The sequence below is a fragment of the Saccharibacillus alkalitolerans genome (assembly GCF_011090185.1).
In the GTDB taxonomy this organism is placed as follows: domain Bacteria; phylum Bacillota; class Bacilli; order Paenibacillales; family Paenibacillaceae; genus Saccharibacillus; species Saccharibacillus alkalitolerans.
This window is the reverse complement of the sequence record NZ_JAAFGS010000001.1, coordinates 204,461-225,451: the sequence shown is the minus strand read 5'-3', so window position 1 is coordinate 225,451 and position 20,991 is coordinate 204,461. Positions and strand designations below refer to the sequence as shown.

Annotated in this window: 17 protein-coding genes and 1 other RNA gene; all 18 read right to left on the bottom strand. The window is 58.2% G+C overall.

The window, feature by feature from the left end; translation table 11 throughout:
* Positions 1-120 precede the first annotated feature (120 nt).
* The gene (locus GYN08_RS00935) at positions 121-1,458 is read right to left on the bottom strand and encodes a PhoH family protein (protein ID WP_166271629.1); all 1,338 of its coding nucleotides are present in this window, start codon (positions 1,456-1,458) and stop codon (positions 121-123) included.
* Positions 1,459-1,614: 156 nt separating this feature from the next.
* Entirely contained in the window at positions 1,615-2,067 is a 453-nt protein-coding gene (locus GYN08_RS00930) for a pyridoxamine 5'-phosphate oxidase family protein (RefSeq protein ID WP_166271627.1), read from the bottom strand.
* A gap of 90 nt (positions 2,068-2,157) precedes the next feature.
* Positions 2,158-3,264 carry an LCP family protein gene (locus tag GYN08_RS00925; protein WP_166271625.1) on the bottom strand — a complete coding sequence of 369 codons (1,107 nt, stop codon included), beginning with the start codon at positions 3,262-3,264 and terminating at the stop codon, positions 2,158-2,160.
* 185 nt (positions 3,265-3,449) lie between these two features.
* Positions 3,450-5,291: a translational GTPase TypA gene (typA, locus tag GYN08_RS00920; protein WP_166271623.1), complete on the bottom strand. Its 1,842-nt coding sequence runs from the start codon at positions 5,289-5,291 to the stop codon at positions 3,450-3,452.
* Positions 5,292-5,435: 144 nt separating this feature from the next.
* Entirely contained in the window at positions 5,436-5,942 is a 507-nt protein-coding gene (locus GYN08_RS00915) for a hypothetical protein (protein WP_166271621.1), read from the bottom strand.
* A gap of 146 nt (positions 5,943-6,088) precedes the next feature.
* Positions 6,089-7,330 (bottom strand): tRNA uracil 4-sulfurtransferase ThiI, encoded by a 1,242-nt coding sequence (gene thiI / locus GYN08_RS00910; protein WP_166271619.1) that lies wholly within the window; start codon positions 7,328-7,330, stop codon positions 6,089-6,091.
* Between the two features lie 3 nt (positions 7,331-7,333).
* A complete protein-coding gene (locus GYN08_RS00905) occupies positions 7,334-8,485 on the bottom strand; it encodes a cysteine desulfurase family protein (RefSeq protein ID WP_166271617.1) in 1,152 nt (383 codons plus the stop codon).
* 126 nt (positions 8,486-8,611) lie between these two features.
* On the bottom strand, positions 8,612-9,373 hold the full coding sequence (locus tag GYN08_RS00900; protein WP_328802392.1) for a lytic transglycosylase domain-containing protein: 762 nt from the start codon (positions 9,371-9,373) through the stop codon (positions 8,612-8,614).
* A gap of 100 nt (positions 9,374-9,473) precedes the next feature.
* Complete coding sequence (locus GYN08_RS00895; protein ID WP_166271615.1) at positions 9,474-9,974, bottom strand: DUF3907 family protein; 501 nt, start codon at positions 9,972-9,974, stop codon at positions 9,474-9,476.
* Between the two features lie 361 nt (positions 9,975-10,335).
* Positions 10,336-10,751: RNase P RNA component class A (rnpB, locus tag GYN08_RS00890), an RNA gene on the bottom strand.
* Positions 10,752-10,836: 85 nt separating this feature from the next.
* Positions 10,837-11,952: a Nif3-like dinuclear metal center hexameric protein gene (locus tag GYN08_RS00885; protein WP_166271613.1), complete on the bottom strand. Its 1,116-nt coding sequence runs from the start codon at positions 11,950-11,952 to the stop codon at positions 10,837-10,839.
* Positions 11,919-12,689 (bottom strand): tRNA (adenine(22)-N(1))-methyltransferase, encoded by a 771-nt coding sequence (locus GYN08_RS00880; RefSeq protein ID WP_166271611.1) that lies wholly within the window; start codon positions 12,687-12,689, stop codon positions 11,919-11,921. The genes GYN08_RS00885 and GYN08_RS00880 overlap by 34 nt, the downstream gene beginning before the upstream one ends.
* Positions 12,686-13,519, bottom strand: coding sequence for a hypothetical protein (locus GYN08_RS00875; protein WP_166271609.1), 834 nt, complete (start codon positions 13,517-13,519; stop codon positions 12,686-12,688). The genes GYN08_RS00880 and GYN08_RS00875 overlap by 4 nt, the downstream gene beginning before the upstream one ends.
* Before the next feature lie 348 nt (positions 13,520-13,867).
* On the bottom strand, positions 13,868-14,995 hold the full coding sequence (gene rpoD / locus GYN08_RS00870) for an RNA polymerase sigma factor RpoD (protein ID WP_166271607.1): 1,128 nt from the start codon (positions 14,993-14,995) through the stop codon (positions 13,868-13,870).
* A gap of 44 nt (positions 14,996-15,039) precedes the next feature.
* Positions 15,040-17,001 carry a DNA primase gene (gene dnaG / locus GYN08_RS00865; RefSeq protein ID WP_166271605.1) on the bottom strand — a complete coding sequence of 654 codons (1,962 nt, stop codon included), beginning with the start codon at positions 16,999-17,001 and terminating at the stop codon, positions 15,040-15,042.
* Between the two features lie 37 nt (positions 17,002-17,038).
* The gene (locus GYN08_RS00860; protein WP_166273055.1) at positions 17,039-17,488 is read right to left on the bottom strand and encodes a YaiI/YqxD family protein; all 450 of its coding nucleotides are present in this window, start codon (positions 17,486-17,488) and stop codon (positions 17,039-17,041) included.
* 294 nt (positions 17,489-17,782) lie between these two features.
* A complete protein-coding gene (glyS, locus tag GYN08_RS00855; protein ID WP_166271604.1) occupies positions 17,783-19,876 on the bottom strand; it encodes a glycine--tRNA ligase subunit beta in 2,094 nt (697 codons plus the stop codon).
* On the bottom strand, positions 19,876-20,757 hold the full coding sequence (glyQ, locus tag GYN08_RS00850) for a glycine--tRNA ligase subunit alpha (protein WP_166271602.1): 882 nt from the start codon (positions 20,755-20,757) through the stop codon (positions 19,876-19,878). Before glyQ ends, glyS begins: the two co-directional genes overlap by 1 nt.
* Positions 20,758-20,991: the final 234 nt, after the last annotated feature.

Here is a 20,991-nt window from a genome sequence, read left to right as displayed (position 1 = left end):
TTTCCTGCTTTCCCCATTGTATCAAACGATCCTTTTTCCAACCAAAAAAAGAATCCGGTAGCAAAACCCGGATTCCGTAAAATTCGATTGCGGTCTTATCGTCGCCGATCCGAATACAAGCTACAGCAGATCCGCCGCCAGCTGGGCAAGTTTCGACCGTTCGCCTTTTTCCAAATGAATGTGCCCGGCCAGCTTCTGCGACTTGAACTGCTCCACCGCATAGCTCAAGCCGTTGCTTGTCGCGTCGAGATAAGGATGGTCGATCTGGTCGGGATCGCCGACCAGCACCATCTTGCTGCCTTCGCCCGCGCGCGAAATAATGGTCTTCACTTCGTGCTTGGACAAGTTCTGCGCCTCGTCGATAATAATGAACTGCGACGGAATCGACCGGCCGCGAATGTAGGTCAGCGCCTCGACCTGAATACTGCCGAGCCCCATCAGAATCTTGTCGATGTCGCCCGCGCTTTTCGTATCGAACAAAAATTCCAGATTATCGTAAATGGGCTGCATCCACGGCCGCAGTTTTTCTTCCTTTTCGCCCGGCAGATAGCCGATATCTTTGCCCATCGGTACGACCGGACGCGCCACGAGCAGCTTTTTGTACTTGCGGTCGTCCTCGACTTTCATCAATCCGGCCGCCAGCGCAAGCAGCGTCTTGCCCGTGCCCGCTTTGCCGGTAATGGTGACAAGCGGGATGTCTTCCGACAGCAGCAGTTCGAGCGCCATTCGCTGCTGCGCGTTGCGGGCCATGATGCCCCAGACGGGATCGTGCCCCTGGAACAGCGGCTCGAGCCGTCTGGCTTCCGCATTCAGCTTGACGAGCGCGGATTTGCTGCCGCTCTCATCTTTCAAAATGGCGAATTCGTTCGGATACAGCTGCTCCGCCGCGCTTCCGATATCCGAGACGAACAGATACTTATCGCGGTAAAAGCGGTCGATCGTCTCGTCGGGCACCTGAAGCGGCACATACCCGGCGTACAGCGCATCGGGATCCGCCGTTCGGTCCGTCATATAATCCTGGGCGGTCAGGCCGAGCACGTCGGCTTTGACCCGGACGAGCACATCCTTGCTGACCATGACGACCAATCGGGCTTCGTTTGCCGGCAGTTCCTGCTGTTCTTTATGATAATTGAGCGCAACGGCCAGAATGCGGTTGTCGTTCGTCATTTCTCCGAACATATCCTTCACGCTCTGGAAACTGCGGTGATTGAGTTCGACCCGGAGCCTTCCGCCCGATTCGAGCTCTACTCCGTCATGCAGATGCCCGCGCTCCCGCAGAGCATCCAGCTCCCTCGACACGCTTCGGGCATTGCGGCCGATCTCGTCGGCAAGCCTCTTTTTCGAATCGATCTCTTCCAGCACGGCGGCCGGAATGATCACTTCATGTTCCTGGAACGAAAAAATGGAGCGGGGATCGTGCAGCAGAACATTGGTATCGAGTACAAAGAGCTTTTTCACGAGAAATCCCTCCCGAGGCTTAGTGAAACCGCAAGTCTTCTTCCCTCGCCGCGGCGATTCGAGAAGTGCCGATCGAAACCGTGCATCCCCCCTTTCAAGAACCGGAAAGCCGGGCAAGCCGTTCCGGTTAAAGGCAAAAAAGCCCGCGGTAAACCGCTAGGCTTTTTTCATGGCGCTCATGACCTGGCCGTCGAGCATTTCGGCAGCCTGGAAATCGAGCGTACGGGTATATTCGGGAGATGAAGATAAATGTGCTCCGTAAAACAGCGCGTTGCGCACGGCTTCGACTTCCACGTCGAAACAGCACATTTTGAAAGGCACATCCTGCAGCGGGTCCTGAGCGACCCGTGCCGTTCCGTTGACGGCATACACTTTCTCGCCTCCGAAAACGGTCAGCGTCACCTTCGGGTTATGCATCATATTGCGGACCAGACGGGAGCGATGATCTACCGCAAACCGGAGCGTGCCCGGATTGACGGCATACAGCCAGGAAATGGCCGTCGAGGTCGGACCGTTCGTTTCTGCGTCGACAGTAGCCAGCAGCGCGAACGTCTCGCCCTGCAGCTGCATGAACAAGGATTCGGTCAATTGCGTAACGGCTTCGGACATCATATGGCCTCCTATACGGCGTCTGATCGAAAATAGGCGCGAAGCTTCCTGCCTGTCCCGATTATACCATACCGCGAAAAGCTCATTCAATCACTGCCCGCTCTCGGCGGACGAAGACCGGTGGTTGCCGGCAAGCTCGTCCTTGAGCGCCTGCTTCGCGGCCGAAAGCTCGCCGTCGTTGATATAGACGAACGGGCTTCTCCATTGCCCCGTCACTTTCGGGTAGCTGATATTTTCTTTCGGGATGTCCCAGTACGTTTTGACCAGGTTGAGAATTTGTTTGTTCTCGAGATCGGTATCCGTATTGTCGGCCACCGCGTCGATCAGCGAGCCCGACTTGGTCAGCGCGTTGAACGTCTGCACCTTGTCCATGATCGCGCCGATCACCTGCTGCTGCCGCTGGTTCCGGCTGAAGTCGTCGGAAGGACCGGTCGGAGGGTTGCAGTTCGTCTTCCGGTAACGCACATAGTCGAGCGCGTTTTTGCCGTCCAGCTTCTGCGGCCCTTTTTTCAGGTTGATATCCGTTCCGTCGGCCGTGTCTTTGTAGCACATATCCATCATCACGTCGACTTCGATGCCGCCGAGCGCATCGACGATATCCCGCAAACTCTGGAAATTGACGACCGTCACATAGTCGATCGGAATGTCGAAATACTTGCTCAGCATGCGCTGCATCGCCGCTTTCGCTTCGCCTTCGCCCTTCTTTTCCTGAGCCAGGAAAGCCGGGTAGTAGGCGTTGACTTTGCGCACTTTATAGCCCTCAAGCTCGATACGCGTGTCGCGCGGAAGCGACACGACCGTGGCCGTATCGGTCTTCGGATTCATCGCCGCAACCATTACCACGTCGGTCAGGTGCGAATCGGTTTCTTCCCGGAAGTCCGTCCCCAGCAGCACCATGGCGATCGGCTGGGTCGAAGCCGGCTTTGCGGGTTCTCCGCCCGTGCCGATCGACTGCGACTTTTGATACATCCATCCCAGATAAACGCCCGCCCCTACGACCAGCAGGAGAAGCAGAACAAGAAAAAAGGTCCAAAAGCGCTTGGCTCCGCTCTTTTTTTTCTTGCCTGCCGGACGGCGTCCGTTTCCTCCCCCGCCGCCCGAAGCTCCTGCGCTTCGGCGTGCGGAAGGCGTTTCGGCGGAACGTCCCCGACCTCCGCCAGCACGCGGCGGCAACCCGCCTCCTCGTGTACTGCTCATTTCGTATCCAGCTCCTTCTCTTATGCAATCCGCACGGAATCGCTCTGACGCAACCGCGCAAATGAAAACAGGGCCCGCTCGCCACCCCGGCGGCGGACCCTGTTCGCCGCATCCGTCCGGCGTCTTCTCATTAAGACGCCGGCGGAGCGGGAAAAGTTACCGATTGCTTGCTCGAAAAATCGAAGTTACAGATTGGCTTGAGCCTGCTTGCGCTGTTTCTCGGCACGCTCGCGCTCGCCCTTGTTCAGGATCTTTTTGCGCAGACGAACGTTTTTCGGCGTAATTTCGCAGTATTCGTCGTCGTTCAGATATTCCAGCGCTTGCTCCAGCGAGAACAGGCGAGGAGTCTTCATTTTGACCGTATCGTCTTTCGTTGCGGAACGCACGTTGGTCAGCTGTTTTTCTTTGCAGATGTTGACGACGATGTCGTTGTCGCGCGTATGCTCGCCGACGATCATGCCTTCATATACTTCCGCGCCCGGCTCCACGAACAGCGTGCCGCGGTCTTCGACGCCGAGGATGCCGTACAGCGTCGCGTTGCCGTTTTCCGTCGAAACGAGTACGCCCTGGTGACGTCCGCCGACTTGGCCGCCGATCAGCGGACCGTAGCTGTCGAACGCGTGGTTCATGACGCCGTAGCCGCGAGTCAGAGTCAGGAAGTTCGTGCGGTAGCCGATCAGGCCGCGGGCCGGAATCAGGAACTCCAGACGGACTTGACCGGTGCCGTTGTTGATCATGTTGACCATTTCCGCTTTGCGCATGCCGAGGCTTTCCATAACGGCGCCCATGCTCTCTTCCGGCACGTCGATCAGGAGACGTTCGATCGGCTCCATTTTCTTGCCGTCGACTTCGCGCACGATAACTTCAGGCTTCGATACCTGCATTTCGTAACCTTCGCGGCGCATGTTTTCGATCAGGATGCCGAGGTGAAGCTCGCCGCGTCCCGATACGACGAACGCGTCCGGGCTGTCCGTTTCTTCCACGCGCAGGCTGACGTCGGTCTCCAGTTCGAAGAAGAGACGGTCGCGCAGTTTGCGGGAAGTGACCCATTTGCCTTCGCGGCCCGCGAACGGGCTGTTGTTAACGAGGAACGTCATCTGCAGCGTCGGCTCGTCGATCTTGAGAACCGGCAGTGCTTCCGGGTTTTGCGGATCGGCGATCGTCTCGCCGATGTTGATGTCCTTGATGCCTGCGATCGCGATGATGTCGCCTGCTCCGGCTTGTTCGGTCTCGATGCGCTTCAGACCTTGGAAGCCGAACAGCTTCTCGATCCGGGCCTGCTTCATTCCGCCCTCGCGCGTCATGACGGCTACCGATTGGCCTTGGCGAATCACGCCGCGGTTAACGCGGCCGATGGCGATACGACCGAGATATTCGTTGTAGTCCATCAGCGTAACGAGGAACTGCAGCGGCTCTTCGACGCTTTCCGTCGGCGACGGAATGTTCTCGATGATCGTGTCGTACATCGCCTGCATGTTGTCGTCCTGCTTCTCGGCGTCGAGACTCGACGTACCGTTCAGCGCCGAAGCGTACACGACCGGGAAGTCGAGCTGGTGATCATTCGCGCCCAGTTCGATGAACAGGTCGAGCACTTCGTCGATGACTTCCGCCGGACGTGCCGCCGGACGGTCGATTTTGTTGACGACGACGATCGGAGTCAGGTTGTGCGCCAGCGCTTTGCCCAGTACGAAACGGGTCTGCGGCATGCAGCCTTCGTAAGCGTCGACGACCAGCAGAACGCCGTCGACCATTTTCATGATGCGCTCCACTTCGCCGCCGAAGTCGGCGTGTCCCGGAGTATCCACGATGTTGATCAGATAATCTTTATAAGTAATCGCCGTGTTTTTCGCCAGAATCGTGATGCCGCGTTCTCTTTCGAGATCGTTCGAGTCCATTGCGCGCTCCTGCACATGCTCATGGTCGCGGAAAATACCGGATTGCTGCAGCAGTTTGTCAACCAACGTCGTTTTGCCGTGGTCGACGTGGGCGATAATCGCGATATTGCGGATTTGTTCTCTCGAATGCATGGGTGGAATGTTCCCTTCTCTATTAAAAATGTTAAAAAACGGATGCTTACGATTCTCACAAAAGAAGCGTCCGGCAGAAGTGCCGACGCCTCTCAATCCCTTCTATTGTACACGATTTTCATAAAATTTCAAGACTTTTTACATTTAACGCCATCCGCCGCGCTTCATCTGCTGAATCTCCGGCCAGAACACCAACACGGCCCCCGTCAAAATCAGAAGCACCGCGAAAGTATAAAGAAAAAACGGGCCGAGCAGGCTGAAAATAAACAGCACGAGCGATAAGCCGATCAATCCGAGCGCAAGATAATGCAGCGTCTTCGAACGTTCATGCGACAGCAGCACATATTCGTAAAGACCCACGCCGGGACCGAGGAAAAACGCCGGCCACAGCACATCGATCAAGCCGAATCCCCAGGTGTTGCACAGCGAGAAAACGATGCCGTATATCGTCAGCGTTCCGCCGGGCATGAGCGCCCAGGCCGGCAGCGTGCGCGAAGCGTAAGCCAAGTGCAGCGCCACGCCTGGAATGAGCAGCAGAAGCGGCCAGAAGACGCGGCCCAAAAACGTGAATACTCCCCATTGCCCCAAGAGAATGATCAGTCCGGCGATGATAATGAAAATTCCGACAGCCTTTTGATTATTGTTTGGCATCCGATTCTCCCCCTGCGGCTTTTTCGCGCCGCTTTGAGCCCAAAGAGCACCGCTGCGCGTACCTATCCTTCTTTTTATCGGAACCTTCCGGCCGTTTGTTCAGCGATTCGGCAAAACTTTGCGCGGTCGGAACGCCTCCCCGCTCCTCAGAACCATTCCTGCTTGATTGCCGATTCGGCGTCCGCTTCGTCGCGCCGCAGGCGCGAACCGCCCGCCAGCAGTTCGATCGTCTCGGTTCCGTCGGCCGCTTCCTCGATCAGCCGTTCCAGGTTCGGCGTCATCGCTTCGACCTTGTTCACGATGCGCAGATTCGGATTCGTTGTCGGCGACTTCGGCACAAACAGCGTGCAGCAGTCTTCATAAGGCAGAATCGAGATCTCGTACGTCCCGATCCGGCGCGAGAGGCGAATGATTTCGTCCTTGTCCGTCATGACAAGCGGACGCAGGATCGGCAGCTCGGTCGCCCTCTCGATCACGTTCATGCTCGGCAGCGTCTGGCTGGCCACCTGGCCGAGACTTTCGCCGGTGACGAGCGCCAGCGCTTTTTCCCGTTTGGCAATCTTCGTCGCGATCCGCAGCATGGCGCGGCGCATCAGCGTAATCATCAGATTGTCCTGGCCCATCCGGGTAAAAGAGGTCTGCACTTCCGTAAACGGCACGATATGCAGACGGACCTTCCCCGCGTACTCGGCCAGCGCCTGGGCCAGATCGATCACTTTTTCCTTCGCCTTCTCGCTCGTAAACGGATAGCTGTGGAAATGGATGCATTCGACTTCCAGCCCCCGCCGAAGCGCGGACCAGCCGGCCACGGGACTGTCGATGCCTCCCGACAGCAGCAGCAGCGCTTTTCCGTTCGTGCCCAGCGGGAATCCGCCCGCCCCCGGAATCACTTCTCCGTAGACGTAAGCGAATTTATCGCGAATCTCGACCCGCAGCTCCAGCTCCGGCTCGCGCATATCGACTTTCAGCAGCGGAAAACGCTTGAGCAGGGGAGACGCGATCAGCGGATTGGCTTCCTGCGACGAATGCGGAAATTGCTTCCACACCCGGCGCACATTCGTTTTGAACGTCGTTTCCCGTTTCAAGTCCATCGCTTCGACCAGCTCGGCGGCCGCGCGAACGATTTCGTCCAGCTCGGGCGCCACTGCCCGCACGGGGCTCATCGACGTCATGCCGAACACGTTTTGCAGCACAGGAATAAGCGTTTCCGCGTTTTCGCTGCCCGGATCGACATAAATGCGGCCGAATTCCCGGCGGACCTTGGCATCCGGATACGGACGCAGCAGCGCGCGCACGTGCTCCACGGCCGCTTTCTCGAAGCGTGCCCGGTTGCGCCCTTTCAGCGTCACTTCGCCGAAACGCAGCAGCAGGTAATCGTATTTTTTCATTCGTTATCTTTTTCTCCCCTCAATCGGCGCAAGACGGTCCACGGTCCGCTCGAGCGCCTCCGACAGCAGCCGGATTTCTTCTTCCGTATGTTCGTCGCCCAGGCTGAAACGGATGCCGGACGTCGCATGATCGCGTTTCCGGCCCATCGCGCTCAAGACCCGGCTCGGTTTCTCGGTTTTGGCCGAGCAGGCGGACTGGGCGGACACCAGCACTCCGAGCTCTTCCAGCGTATGCAGAATCACCTGCGATTTCAAGCCCGGAAACGTAAAATGCACAATATGAGGAGCGGGATGCTCCGGCTCGGTCAGCGTCAGCGCTTCGTGCCGGCGAACTTCCCGAACCAGTTTCTCGCGCAGTCTCTTCATTTTTTCGAAGCGCTCCGCCTGTCCTTCCGCCGCCAGGCGAAACGCCTTGGCCGCCCCCACGATCGAAGCGACATTCTCCGTTCCGGCGCGCAGTCCGCCTTCCTGCCCGCCGCCGGACAGCAGAGGGAACAGCTTTGCCCCTTCGCGAACGAAAAGCAGGCCGACTCCGCGCGGGCCGCCGATTTTGTGCGCGGACACGCTGTACAAGTCGATTCCGGCAGCGTTCAGATCGAGCGCCAGGCGGCCGAATCCCTGCACGCCGTCCACATGCGTCAGAATGCGGGAACTGCGCTCTTTGACCCGGCGCGCAATCTCCGCAGCCGGCTGCACCGCCCCCGTTTCGTTGTTGACGTGCATAACGCTTACGAGCGCGGTATCTTCCCGCACGGCCGCCAGCACTTTGTCCGGCGAGACGGTCCCGTCCGCTTCCGGCGGTACGTATGTCGTCTCGATGCCGAAAGCCTCCAACTGCCTGCAGCTCTCCGACACCGAGGAATGTTCGATTTGGGTGGTAACGATATGAACTTTGCCGTCGGTCCGGCCCAACAGGGCGCCTTTGACCGCCAAATTGTTGCTTTCGGTCGCCCCCGAGGTAAACACGATTTCTCCGGACTTCACGCCGAGCGCCGCCGCGCATACTTCACGCGAGCGCTCCAGCAGCTTCGAGGCCGCCTCGCCGCCGCGATGAATCGACGAAGGATTCCCGCTGTGCGCTTCCATCACTTCGGCGATTGTGCGGATCACGTCGGGATGAACCGGCGTGGAGGCCGCATGATCGAAATTCAGCATAAACCCGAACCCTTCTTTCCCTTCATTGGTCTTTCTATCTTATCGCGCTTTCCCGCAAACGGCAAAAAGATCAAAAAGGGAAAGCCTCGCTTCTCCTCTTTGATCTTCGCCTGACGCCGGAACGGCTCAGATATATTTCGCCTGAGCCTTCTCGACCCGGCCGATATAGTTCTGCGTCTCTCGCGGAAGCTGATCGAACTTGGCTCTGAGATCTTCTTCCGTACGGATGCCTAACCGCTGAAGCGTCCCCGGTCCCGCATTGTAAGCCGCTAGCGCCAAACTTTGGGAACCTCCGAAACGGATCAGCATCGAAGCGATGTAACTGGAGCCTCCGTTGATGTTCTGCTCGGGATCGAACGAATTCTTCACGCCGAGGCCGGCGGCCGTTCCGTCCATCAACTGCATGAGCCCTTTGGCTCCGGCGCCCGACTGAGCGTTGGGATTGAATGACGATTCGGCGTCGATAATGCCGTTGATCAGCGACTGCGGGATACCGTATTTGGCGCTGGCCGCCTGCACGATATCCGCATACTGCGCGGCACCTGCGTTCGGCGTTCCCGACTTGACCTTCGGCTCGGACACGTTCGGCATTTCGATCCGGGCCGCCGAGCTGTCCAGCGAAGAAGCTCCGCCGAGCGACGTCGCCCCCATTTTAAGCGAATCGACTTGATCGGCCGGCAGCGATATCGCGGCCAGCGTCTTCATCAGTTCCTCCGCCGAGATCGAACTGGTGCCGGACTGCTCCATCTTCTGCTGCAGCAGCGAAGCGAATACCGACGAATCGATTTTGCCCTGCGCCATGCTGCTTAACGAAGATTTGTCCAGATTCATGCTGTCCATCCATTGAAGTTCGATGAGCTGCTTGGCCGTTCTCGGTTCGATAACCACCTTCAGCACTCCCTTTCTCTCGGTTTTAAATCCAGCTTAAGCCCGGAAGACCGGGCCTGCAAAGGGACTTACGGACCGGTTATTCGGGATTTTGCGGCCTTTACGGGCGCGGAGCGCTCATCCGGCGCTGGCTCAGATAATCGCTCTCGTAGTAATCCAGATCGTCGCGCAGTTCTTCGTAAGTCTTGGTCACGTCGAGAATGACTTCGCGCGCCGGAGCGGCGATCTGTCTGCGGAAGCGGATCGCTTCCTGTCCCGTATAAGCGTAGCGGCCGTCTTCCGCGTAGCATTCGTTTTTCGGATAAAAGAAGCTGTTGATGACGTTATGATACACCTTGTACAGCGTGTCTTCCGCGGAATTGACGTCGAAATTGGCCCGCCGAAGCAGTACCCCGATTTTTTCGGAGGACGTTTCCGAAAACACGAGCAGATGGCGAAGATCGGACAAAAATCCTTTGTAGTAAGACACTTCCTCCTCGTCCTGCGACTGGGCAAGCTGAGGAAGCGAATACTCGTTCAAAAAAGCTTCGATTCTCAGGGCGGCGGTTTTCAACTTTTCTCTGGTCGATTCACACAATTTCTGTACGCTAGGCGCTGACATAACGGCGTTTCCCCCTTGGTATTTGATCGCGCTCGGCGCGAAGCGGGCTTCCTTGCAAACCCTGTTCCTGCTCCGTCCATCGTAGCATAAAATTTAAGCAAAAGCATCCGGCTTCCCTTCATAAACCCCGCCGATAAACAATACTTATCAGTCGGGGAGGCGGCATACGGAGCCGAGCCGAACCGTTTGCGAACCGCCGCGTTTATCCATTACTTAACCGGTGCGCCGATTTCCAAACGTCACGCCCAGGTTCCCCGGAAGCGTCCGTTCATGCAAAACGGCGCCCGCTCCCTTTGTAAAAGGAAGCGGGCGCCGCCAATCGGATTGTTCGTGCAAAAAAATCCTCAAGGGTTGCGTCAGTGCGGAAAGTTTACCGTAAGCCGGGTTCTGTGCTGCTTTGCGGTGATAACGGGAACTACCCTCCCGCTGTGAGCGACAATCATCTGTCTAGGCCGTCCATTGCTGAACGGCTCAAGCGACCAACCTAAACGCACCCCGGGCAAGGGCTGTTCCCGGCAAGCCGGAAACCGCGTTTCATTAGGTCTTGCTTCGGATGGGGTTTACCAGGGACGAAGTCACCAGCGCCCCTCGGAGTCTCTTACACTCCGGTTCCACCCTTACCTGTGCACGCCCGGAGGCGGCCATCGGCGGTCCATTTCTGTGGCACTAATCCTTCAGCTCGCGCTGACTGGACGTTATCCAGCATCCTGCCCTGCGAAGCCCGGACTTTCCTCCCGTACCGCCTTACGCGGCACCGGCGATTGTCTGTTAAACTTCCCTTAAGCAACGGCTCATATTATAACATCTATCAGAAGCGCTGACAACGGTTTTTTATTGACACGAACGAATATGCCGCTGCCGCCTACACAAAGCGGAACGGTTCCGTATTCGGTTCGGACGCGTGCACCGTCGTGCCGCTGCCGCTTTGCTCCAGCATCCGGCCGAGCAGCTCCGCCACTTCGCGCTTCATGACCTTCTCCGAGTTATGGCCCGGATCGATAATCGACAGTCCCGCCATCAAGGCGTCGTGCGCCGTATGGTAGTCGATATCTCCGGTAATCAGCACGTCCGCGCCCTGGCGAATCGCATGATGGATATAACGGCTGCCGGAGCCGCCGAGCACGGCCGCCTTTTTGATGAGCCGATTCGGATCGCCGACCACGCGAGCCGCCGGCACATCGAACCCTTTTTTCACGACTTCGGTCAGTTCCGCCAGCGTTTTCGGTTCGTCCAGTTTGCCGACGCGCCCCAGTCCGAACGATTTTCCCTTTTGTTCCAGCAGATACAGATCGTAAGCGACTTCTTCGTACGGATGGGCTTTCAACATCGCCTGAACGACCTTGGACCGCAGTCCGTCCGGCACAATCGTCTCGATCCGGATTTCTTCGGCGCGTTCCAGCTTGCCCGGACTGCCCAGATGCGGATGCGTCCCTTCGCCCGGCAGAAACGTTCCCGTTCCCTCCGTATTGAAGCTGCAATGCGAGTAATCGCCGATTGCCCCGGCGCCCGCCGCCAGGACGGCGTCCAGCACGCCCTGATGATGGCTTTTCGGCACGTACGCGACGAGCTTATACAGCTTCTCGCTCTGCAGTTCCTCCAGCGGTTTGGGATTTGCGATCCCGACGAGCTCCGCCATCCAGTCGTTCATGCCGCCTTCCGCCACGTCCAGATTCGTATGGCTGATATAAACGGCGATATCGTTCTTGATCAATTTTTCGTACAGCGCGCCCATCGGCGTATCGGTGCGCAGATTCGCCAGCGGACGGAAAATGATGGCGTGGTGAGCGACGATCAAGTTGGCGCCCAGCGCGATCGCTTCGTCCACGACTTCATGCGTCACGTCGAGCGCGACCAGCACTTTCGAAATCTCTTTGTTCAGCGTGCCGAGCTGCAGGCCGATCTTGTCGTTCTCGACGGCCAGATGCTTCGGCGCGAACTTCTCCATCAGTTGGATGACGGTTTGTCCTTTGGCAAGCATGCCAGCACCTCCTTCAGGAATTGAATATGGCGCTCGAGCGCTTCCTTTTTTTCGCGCGCGTCGGCGCTGTCCGATCGGCCCATCGATCCCGCGACCCGTTCGTGCTTGGCGATTTCGCCCGTCCACTTTTCGCGGAACACCGAAGAGGCCTCCCGCACGAGAAAAGGACCGAGCTCGAGCAGCTGCTCGCGGCCGAGCTCGACCGGCGGCTGCCCGACGACCGTGTCCGCATACAGGCGGCCGTTCTCCGCTTCCGCCGACTCGCTCCGATCCCCCACCAGCACCTCGTAAATTTTGCCGTCTTCCTCGAGAATGGTTTCCCCGGTCAGCAGCCAACCTTCCTCGAGCAGCCAGCGGCGGACGAGATCTTCCCCTACGTTCGGCTGAAGAATCAGACGTTTCACGCCTTCCAGCTTGTCTTTCCCTTCGGTCAGGATGCGGACGATCAGCGCCCCGCCCATCCCGGCGATCGTCACCACGTCGGCTTCTCCCGCTTCGATCGCGGCAAGCCCGTCTCCGAGCCTCACGGTGATCTTATTCTTCAACCCCGCTTCCGCGACCTGCCGGCAGGCGGCGTCGTAAGGACCCCGGTTAACCTCGCCGGCTACCGCCGAGACGGCTCTTCCGTCCAGCACCGCGCGCGTCGGAAGAAGCGCATGGTCGGAGCCGATGTCCGCCAGACGGCTGCCCGGCGGAATCGATTCGCAAATTGTGTTTAAACGTTCGGATAATTTCATACAGACACCCACGCAATCCATTTTTTTCGCCAGATAAACAAGAAGATGAACGCAAGCGCCAGCTTGCCGAGTATATACAGGATAATCCCCGCAGGCGCGTTCTGACGCAGCAGCAGATCGTCGAGCTCCGGCATGAACCAGAGCGTTACGCCGACCGCGAAATAGATCGAAGCAAACCTCTTCGCTTTATGGTGCGCCAGCCAGCTCAGCCACAGCAGCAGCGCGCTGAGCGGAAGCCAGAGCATCTGCAGCATCGGCCAGGAAGCTCCGGGATTCATCTGTCCGAAAAACTTCGCGTACAGCAGGATCAAAGCGCCCCAGCCGCTGTAATGCAGCAGGCCGCTTGGAACGATCATGCCTACCGCCAGCCAGACGACGGCGCACGCCGCGATCAGCCCCAGCATCCCTATCTCTTCCGGCCAGCCGTTCAAGCGCACCATCCAGGATCCCAATCCCAGCAGCACCAGACTGCCGACTGCGTATAAGATCTGTCCGCCCATGCCGCCCATCCAGGCTCTTCCCTTGGCGTATGTACCGAGCCCGTAGCAGAACGAGACAAGCGCCGCGATCGCGGCCAGTTGGAACGGCCAATCGAGAATCGAAAAATAAAAGCCGATCAGGCAGATCAGCGCCACGGTGATAAACGAAAGTCCCCACAGCTTGGAGTTGCCCTGCTGCAGCGCGTTTACCGACAGCGTGCTTTTATTTTTCTGCGTTGCCTCGTCGTCATATAAGTTTAACAAAAAATCGCAGTAATGTTCGGGTAAAAGTTTTCCTTTTCTCCAATTTTCGATCTCCATAATGATGACTCTCTTTTTTTCCCGTTCCAAAAGCGCTCCTCCTCTTGGGGCGTGTTGCTAAAATCGTGATCTTCGGCTCTTCTCACCTTATATCGGCAGGTCGCTTCGCTCCGATTAAGCAGGCGGGCATTTTCCCGGACAACGACGATGCGGTGCCGCCGATCCTGCGGCTTCGTCCGACTTCATGCTTATTTTACCCGGAAAAAGCGAACTCGGCTATCCGGCACTTTGCACGGGTAACCGGGACTTGAGATCGATCAAAGAGAAGAAAACGAAGGAGTTTGACGAAAAAATTTGAGCTCGGCGCAAAAAACCGCCGGAGCGGCGCTCCGGCGGTCTGCGTGACACGGCCCGTCGATCAGGGTCCTGCCCGAAGTATTATTCGAGGAAATCTTTGAGCCGCTTACTGCGGCTCGGGTGTCTGAGTTTGCGAAGCGCTTTGGCTTCGATCTGGCGGATCCGCTCGCGCGTGACGCCGAACACTTTGCCGACTTCTTCCAGCGTGCGCGTACGTCCGTCGTCCAATCCGAAGCGAAGGCGAAGCACGTTCTCTTCCCGGTCGGTCAGCGTGTCAAGCACGTCTTCGAGCTGTTCCTTGAGCAGCTCGTAAGCGGCCGCATCGGCGGGAGCCAACGCTTCCTGATCCTCGATGAAGTCGCCCAGATGCGAATCGTCTTCTTCGCCGATCGGCGTCTCGAGGGAAACCGGCTCCTGGGCGATTTTCATGATCTCGCGGACCTTCTCCACGCTGAGTTCCATCTCGGCGGCAATCTCTTCCGGCGACGGTTCGCGGCCGTACTCCTGCAGCAGCTGCCGGGAGACCCGGATCAGCTTGTTGATCGTCTCGACCATATGCACCGGAATCCGGATGGTGCGGGCCTGGTCGGCGATCGCCCGGGTAATGGCCTGGCGAATCCACCAGGTGGCATACGTACTGAATTTGAACCCTTTTTGGTAGTCGAATTTCTCCACGGCTTTGATGAGGCCCATGTTGCCTTCCTGGATCAGGTCCAGGAACAGCATGCCCCGTCCGACATAGCGCTTGGCGATGCTGACCACGAGACGAAGATTCGCTTCCGCCAGACGGCGCTTGGCTTCTTCGTCGCCTTCCTTGATCCGCTTGGCAAGCCCTACTTCGTCATCGGCGGAAAGAAGGGGAACTCGTCCGATTTCTTTCAGATACATGCGCACCGGGTCGTTAATTTTGATCCCCGGCGGAAGCGCAATGTCTTCTCCGAATTCGAACTCCTCGCCGCCTTCCTGTTCGCCGCGCGGACGGGGACGTCCCTCTTCCTCGTCGCTTTCGTCGTTGACCTCGATCCCCAGGTCTCCGAGCTGCTCGTAAAATTCGTCGATCTGCTCGGGATCCTGATCGAACGGCGACAGCTTCTCGGCAATCTCTTTGTAGCTGAGATGCGATCTCTTTTTGCCGAGTTCGATCAGCTGCTCCTTCACCTGATCAAGGGTCAGTTCGCCTTCCAATTCCGTATGTTGCTCGTTCGCCATTCTAGACTCCCTCCTCCCCGGACTTCGAACCGGAACCTCGTTCGTTACTGCCGTTCCAGGGCTATGATTTCACTTGCGATTTGAGCGGCAAGCAGGAAATCTCCGTCTTTCTCGGCGCGCATCATTTCCTCGCGTTTGCGTTCGATGCCGCTGGAACGAAGATTGCCCTGACTGCGGATCTGCTTGATGCAGTCGTCGAGCTCCTGCTCGCTCCACTCCCGCGCCCCCTCCATCATAACGATGGAGCTGACGGCCTTCTCCAGCTTCTCGTCCTGCAGCGAAGCGATGAAGCGGCTGCTGTCGGGGTCGCGGTCCTGCGCGTAAAAAGCATACAGATAAGCGGCGATCGCCGCATAGTCCGGCGTATTGAACTCGTCGCCGAGCCGCTGCGCCACGTAGTCGCAGACTTGGCGGTCCTGCAGCATGAGGAACAGGAGCCTGCGCTCGGCCGCCTGGTGGGCAGGCAGCAGGTCGCGGTTGGGACGCGTACGGCGCTGCTGCGGGAAAAAGTCTTCCTCGGCGGCATTCCCGTAGCCGTTTCCTCCGCCGAAGCCGCCTTTTTTACCGAATCCGCCTTTGTTTCCGTAGTCTCCGCGTCCCCGGCCTTTGCCGCCGTATTGGCCGCCTCCTCCGGGCTGAGGCCCCGAGTAAGCGGGCCCCGGATCTTCCTGCCCGGGCGCCGGCCGGCTCTGTTCCTGACGAATCAGGTTGCAGTCCTGCTTCAGGCTCTCGAACGAGACGTCAACCTCGGAAGACAGTTCGCGCAGATACACCTCGCGTTCCGTCGGCGACCCCAGCGCGGCGATGACCGGCAGAGCGGCTTTCGCGTAATCCAAGCGTCCGTTCTCTTCGTTCAGCTTGTAGCCGCGGCGCAGAGTCGCCAAGCGAAACTTGGTCGTCGACGCCGCATCCTCCACGACCTGGCGAACGAATCGCTCTCCTCCGTTCGAACGGATATAATCGTCGGGATCGACGCCGGCCGGCAGCATGGCGACCTTCACCTGCAGCCCCGCCTGTTCGAGAATCGGGATGCTTTTGAGCGCCGCGTTTTGGCCCGCGTTATCTCCGTCGTAGCAGACCAGCACTTCGTCGGCCGCCGTTTTGATCATGGCCGCATGCTGTTCGGTCAGGGACGTGCCCATTGTTGCGATGCCGTTATGCACGCCCGCTTCCCATGCCGCGATAACGTCGCCGTAGCCTTCGAACAGGATCGCCTGGCGCTGCTTGCGGATGGCGCTGCGCGCCTGGTCGAAATTGTACAGCACGCGGCTTTTGTTAAATAACCGGCTTTCGGGCGAGTTCACGTATTTCGGATGTCCTTCGCCGAGTATGCGTCCCGCAAAAGCGATGGTCTTTCCGCTGCGGTTGGCAATCGGGAACATAATGCGTCCGCGGAAACGATCGACATAACCGTCGCCGCTCTGTCTGGCCGATATTAATCCGCCTTTTTCCATCTCCGCCAAATCGAACGAACGCTTGTCCAGAAACTGCACCAGCGTATCCCAGCGATCCGGCGCGAAACCGATGCGGAACTGGTCGATCAGTTTGTCTCCGATGCCGCGTCCGCGCAAATATTCCAGCGCCGGACGGCCGTGCTCGGTGTTTTTCAACAAAAAATGATAAAATTTCTCGCTCCACTCATAAGCCTGAAGGAGACGTCCGGTTTCTCGGTCCTGAGGCGATTCCGGCTTTCCGCCTGTGCTCTGGAAAGGGATGTGCACCTCTTCCGCCATGATCTTCACGGCCTCGGGGAAGGATAGTCCTTCGATTTCCATCCTGAATTTGATGGCGTTGCCCCCCATGCCGCAGCCGTAGCAGTAGAAGATCTGACGATCCGGCGTCACCGTAAAAGAAGGGGTCTTTTCGGAATGGAACGGGCACAGGCCTTTCATGTACTTGCCCTGTTTGGTCAGATGTACGAATCTGCCTACCGTCTCGACGATATCGTGCTGCTTCAGCACCGCATCGATCGTTTCCTCCGGAATATTTCCGTATTCCGTACTCATGTTAACCACCTTCTAATGAAAATAATATTCGCTGCGCCTAAAGCTTCTCCTGCAAATCATGTAAAAGTTTTAAACATTTTTCCGAAAAAGCGGCCCGATCTTCCGCCGTAAATTTCTTCGGCCCCTTCGTCCGCCCGCCTCCGCGGCGCACTTTCGCGCTCGTATGGCGGCGATCCAACAGAAACTCGATATTGTCCGCGTCGTAAACGACGCCGCGCTCGGAGATCGCGTAAGCCCGTCTCGCCAGCACCAGCGCAGCCAACCCGTAATCCTGGGTCACGACCAGATCTCCGGCGCGCAGACGGTTCACGATGTACAGATCGGCGCTCTCCTTGCCGCGGTCGACGCGGACGACCTGCACGCCGTCTTCTTCGCGCAGCATATGATCATAGGAAGACACCAGAATAACCGGCACTCCCGCCGAACGGGCCGCGCGCTTGATTTCTTCTTTGACCGGGCAGGCATCGGCATCGACCAAAATGCGCATGCTTTCGGCTCTCTTTTCCACTGCCGCCTCCTTCCGCCCGGGGCATGCCGCAGGCCGGATTCGGCATGCCCGTCACGCCCCGGGCCCTTTCCGCGTCCGCCGTTTCTCTCCGAGCGGCGTTCTATGCGAAAAACGGAACTTTTCCCGCTAAAGGGAAGACAGGCGACTTCGGCGCCCGCCTTCCCGCGAAAGAGACACCATTGCTCCGCCGTTTTCCGGCGTTCGGTCCTGCTCTCTGTTCGGGAAAGATTCCGTATCGATAACTTATTTAACTGCTTGTTCGGACGCCTGCCGTCACTGCCAGACCAGCTTGCCGAAATCGGCAAACCGTTTCAGGCCGCCGTCGACAGCCGCCAGCAGCGCCAGACGGTTGGCACGGACGTTTTCGTCCTCCGCCATAACCATTACCCGATCGAAGAACGTTGTAATCGGCTGCTTGAGACCCGACAGAGCCGTCAGTTCGGCTTGAGCGGCGCTCATGCCGTCTTCTTTGCCGAAGGCCCCTGTGTCCTGCTGTTCGTGCAGCCGTGTCCACGCTTCGTAGAGTTCGCGCTCCGGTTCTCCTTCGAACAGTTCCGGCTTCACTTCGCGTCCGTCGGCTTTCGCGGCCAGGTTGCTCGTGCGCGTGAACGACTCGACCGTCGTTTTGAAGTCCTCTTCGTGCAGCACGGCGTTCATCAGCGCTTTTCCTCGCGAGACGACTGCGGGAACGTCGCCGAACCCGGCCGCGATGACCGCGTCGACCACGTCGTAGCGCAGCGTGTCCGACAGCAGCTTTTTGACGCGGAGTTCGAAGAAGTCGTGCAGGTCTTTGCGCACTTCTTCCGGCGTACGCTTCAGATTGCCCGCCTGTTCGTGCACCGAGATCGACAGCTCGAACAGCTCATCCAGCGTCAGTTCCAGCTTATGGTCGAGCAGAATCTGCACGATGCCGGCCGCCTGGCGGCGCAGCGCGTAAGGGTCCTGCGAACCGGTCGGAATGATGCCGATGCCGAAAAATCCGACGATGGCGTCCGTTTTGTCCGCCAGGCTGACGACCGATCCGACGATGGAAGACGGAACGGATTCGCCCGCGAAGCGGGGCTGATAGTGCTCGAACACGGCGCGCGCGACGGCTTCTTTTTCTCCGGCTTTGCGCGCATAGTCTTCGCCCATGACGCCCTGAAGTTCGGGGAATTCGTAGACCATCTGGGTCACGAGGTCGAATTTGCAAATATCGGCAGCGCGGCTGACATCCTGCGCGTCCTCGCTGTCCAGGTTCAGCAGCGAAGCGATTTTATCCGCCGTCTGGCGGATACGGCGCACTTTGTCGCCGGTGCTGCCCAATTCTTCGTGGAAGACGACGTTCTCGAGCTTCGACAGCGCATCCTTGATCTGAACCTTCTGGTCTTCTTCGTAGAAGAACTTGGCGTCGGACAGACGGGCGCGCAGCACCTTCTCGTTGCCCTTCGCGATGACGTCCAGCGACTTGTCGTCCCCGTTGCGCACCGTCACGAAGAACGGCAGCAGCTTGCCTTCGGCATCCAGTACCGGGAAGTAGCGCTGATGCTCTCGCATGGACGTGATCAGCACTTCCTGCGGAATGTTCAGGAACGATTCCTCGAACGTGCCGAACAGCGCGGTCGGCGTTTCGACGAGGAACAGAACTTCTTCAAGCAGGTCTTCCTTGATCGCGATATTCCAATTTTTCTGCTCGGCCAGATCGCGGATCTGCTTCAAAATCAGCTTCTCGCGTTCTTCCGTATCGACCATAACGTGCTCGGCGCGCAGCGCTTCGACGTAATCGGCCGCTCGGGCAATCGAAGTCTCGCTGCCGAGGAAACGGTGTCCGCGCGATACGCGGCCCGACGCGACGTCCGTGATCTCGAACGGCACGACTTCTTCGCCGAACAGCGCCACCATCCAGCGGATCGGACGGATGAACCGGAAGTCATAAGCGCCCCAGCGCATGTTTTTCGGGAAAGTCATGGAAGTAATGATGCCCTTGAGCCCTTCCGGCAGCAGAGCCGACGCTTCTTGGCCGTTCAGGCTTTTCGTCGCGTAGATGTACTCCACGCCGCCGACTTCCTTAAAGGTGAAATCGCTCGCTTCCACGCCCTGGCTGCGGGCGAAGCCCAGAGCCGCTTTCGTCCATTCGCCGTTCGCGTCCTGGGCGATCTTGCGGGAAGGTCCTTTCACTTCTTCGTTGACGTCGTCCTGTTTCTCCGCTACGCCGCGAGCCAGGACGGCCAAACGGCGGGGAGTCGCGTAAGCTTCGACTTTATCGTAACCGAGGCGGGAAGCCTCGAGCCATTTTTCCGTTTTCTCGCGCAGCTGGTCCATTGCGGCGCGCAGGAAGCGGGCCGGTACTTCTTCGAGCCCGATTTCGAGCAGCAGATCTTTTGCCATTACGCTTCCTCTCCTTTCTTGATCAGCGGGAAGCCCAGCTTCTCGCGTTCTTCCACATAAGCGGCCGCCACTTTACGCGCCAGATTGCGCACCCGCGTGATGTAGCCGGTCCGCTCGGTCACGCTGATCGCGCCGCGGGCGTCGAGCAGGTTGAACGTATGCGAACATTTCAGCACGTAATCGTACGCCGGGAACACCAGGTTCTCGTTCGCCGCGCGCGTCGCTTCCTGCTCGTACATGTTGAACAGGGTAAAGAGCATTTTGACGTCCGACAGTTCGAACGTGTATTTGGAGTGCTCGTATTCCGCTTGGCGGTATACGTCGCCGTAAGTCATGCCTTCCACGTATTCCAGGTCGAACACATTCTCTTTGTCCTGAATATAAGAAGCCAGACGCTCCATGCCGTAAGTGATCTCAACCGCGACCGGATGGGTTTCGATGCCGCCGACCTGCTGGAAATACGTGAACTGCGTAATTTCCATGCCGTCCAGCCATACTTCCCAGCCCAGGCCCGCGCAGCCCAGCGTCGGGTTCTCCCAGTTGTCTTCGACGAAGCGGATATCGTGCATCAGCGGATCGACGCCGAGGGCTTTCAGACTGTCCAGGTACAATTCCTGGATATTGTCCGGCGAAGGCTTGATGATGACCTGGAATTGATGGTGCTGATAGAGACGGTTCGGGTTTTCCCCGTAGCGTCCGTCGGACGGACGGCGCGAAGGCTCGACGTAAGCGACTTTCCACGGCTCCGGGCCGAGCGACCGCAAATACGTCATCGGATTCATCGTGCCGGCGCCCTTTTCCGTATCGTACGGCTGCGCGTTAATACATCCCTGTTCCGCCCAGAACTGCTGCAGCGTCAGGATCATGCCTTGAAAATTCATATAAGCACCCCTTTGCGAAATGGTTCGGCTTACCGGACCGGGAGCTTTCGCGGCGCGAAAAGCACGCAAAAAACTCCCGTCCTTACGCCTGATAAACAGACGTAGGGACGAGAGTCGTCGGACGCATCTTCGATGCATCCCAGTCCGTTGACCGCGTTAAGCGTTCGATTGAACGCCTGTGAACTCGATCAACGGACCAACCCCCGCGGTTCCACCCTACTTGAATGCGCGGCG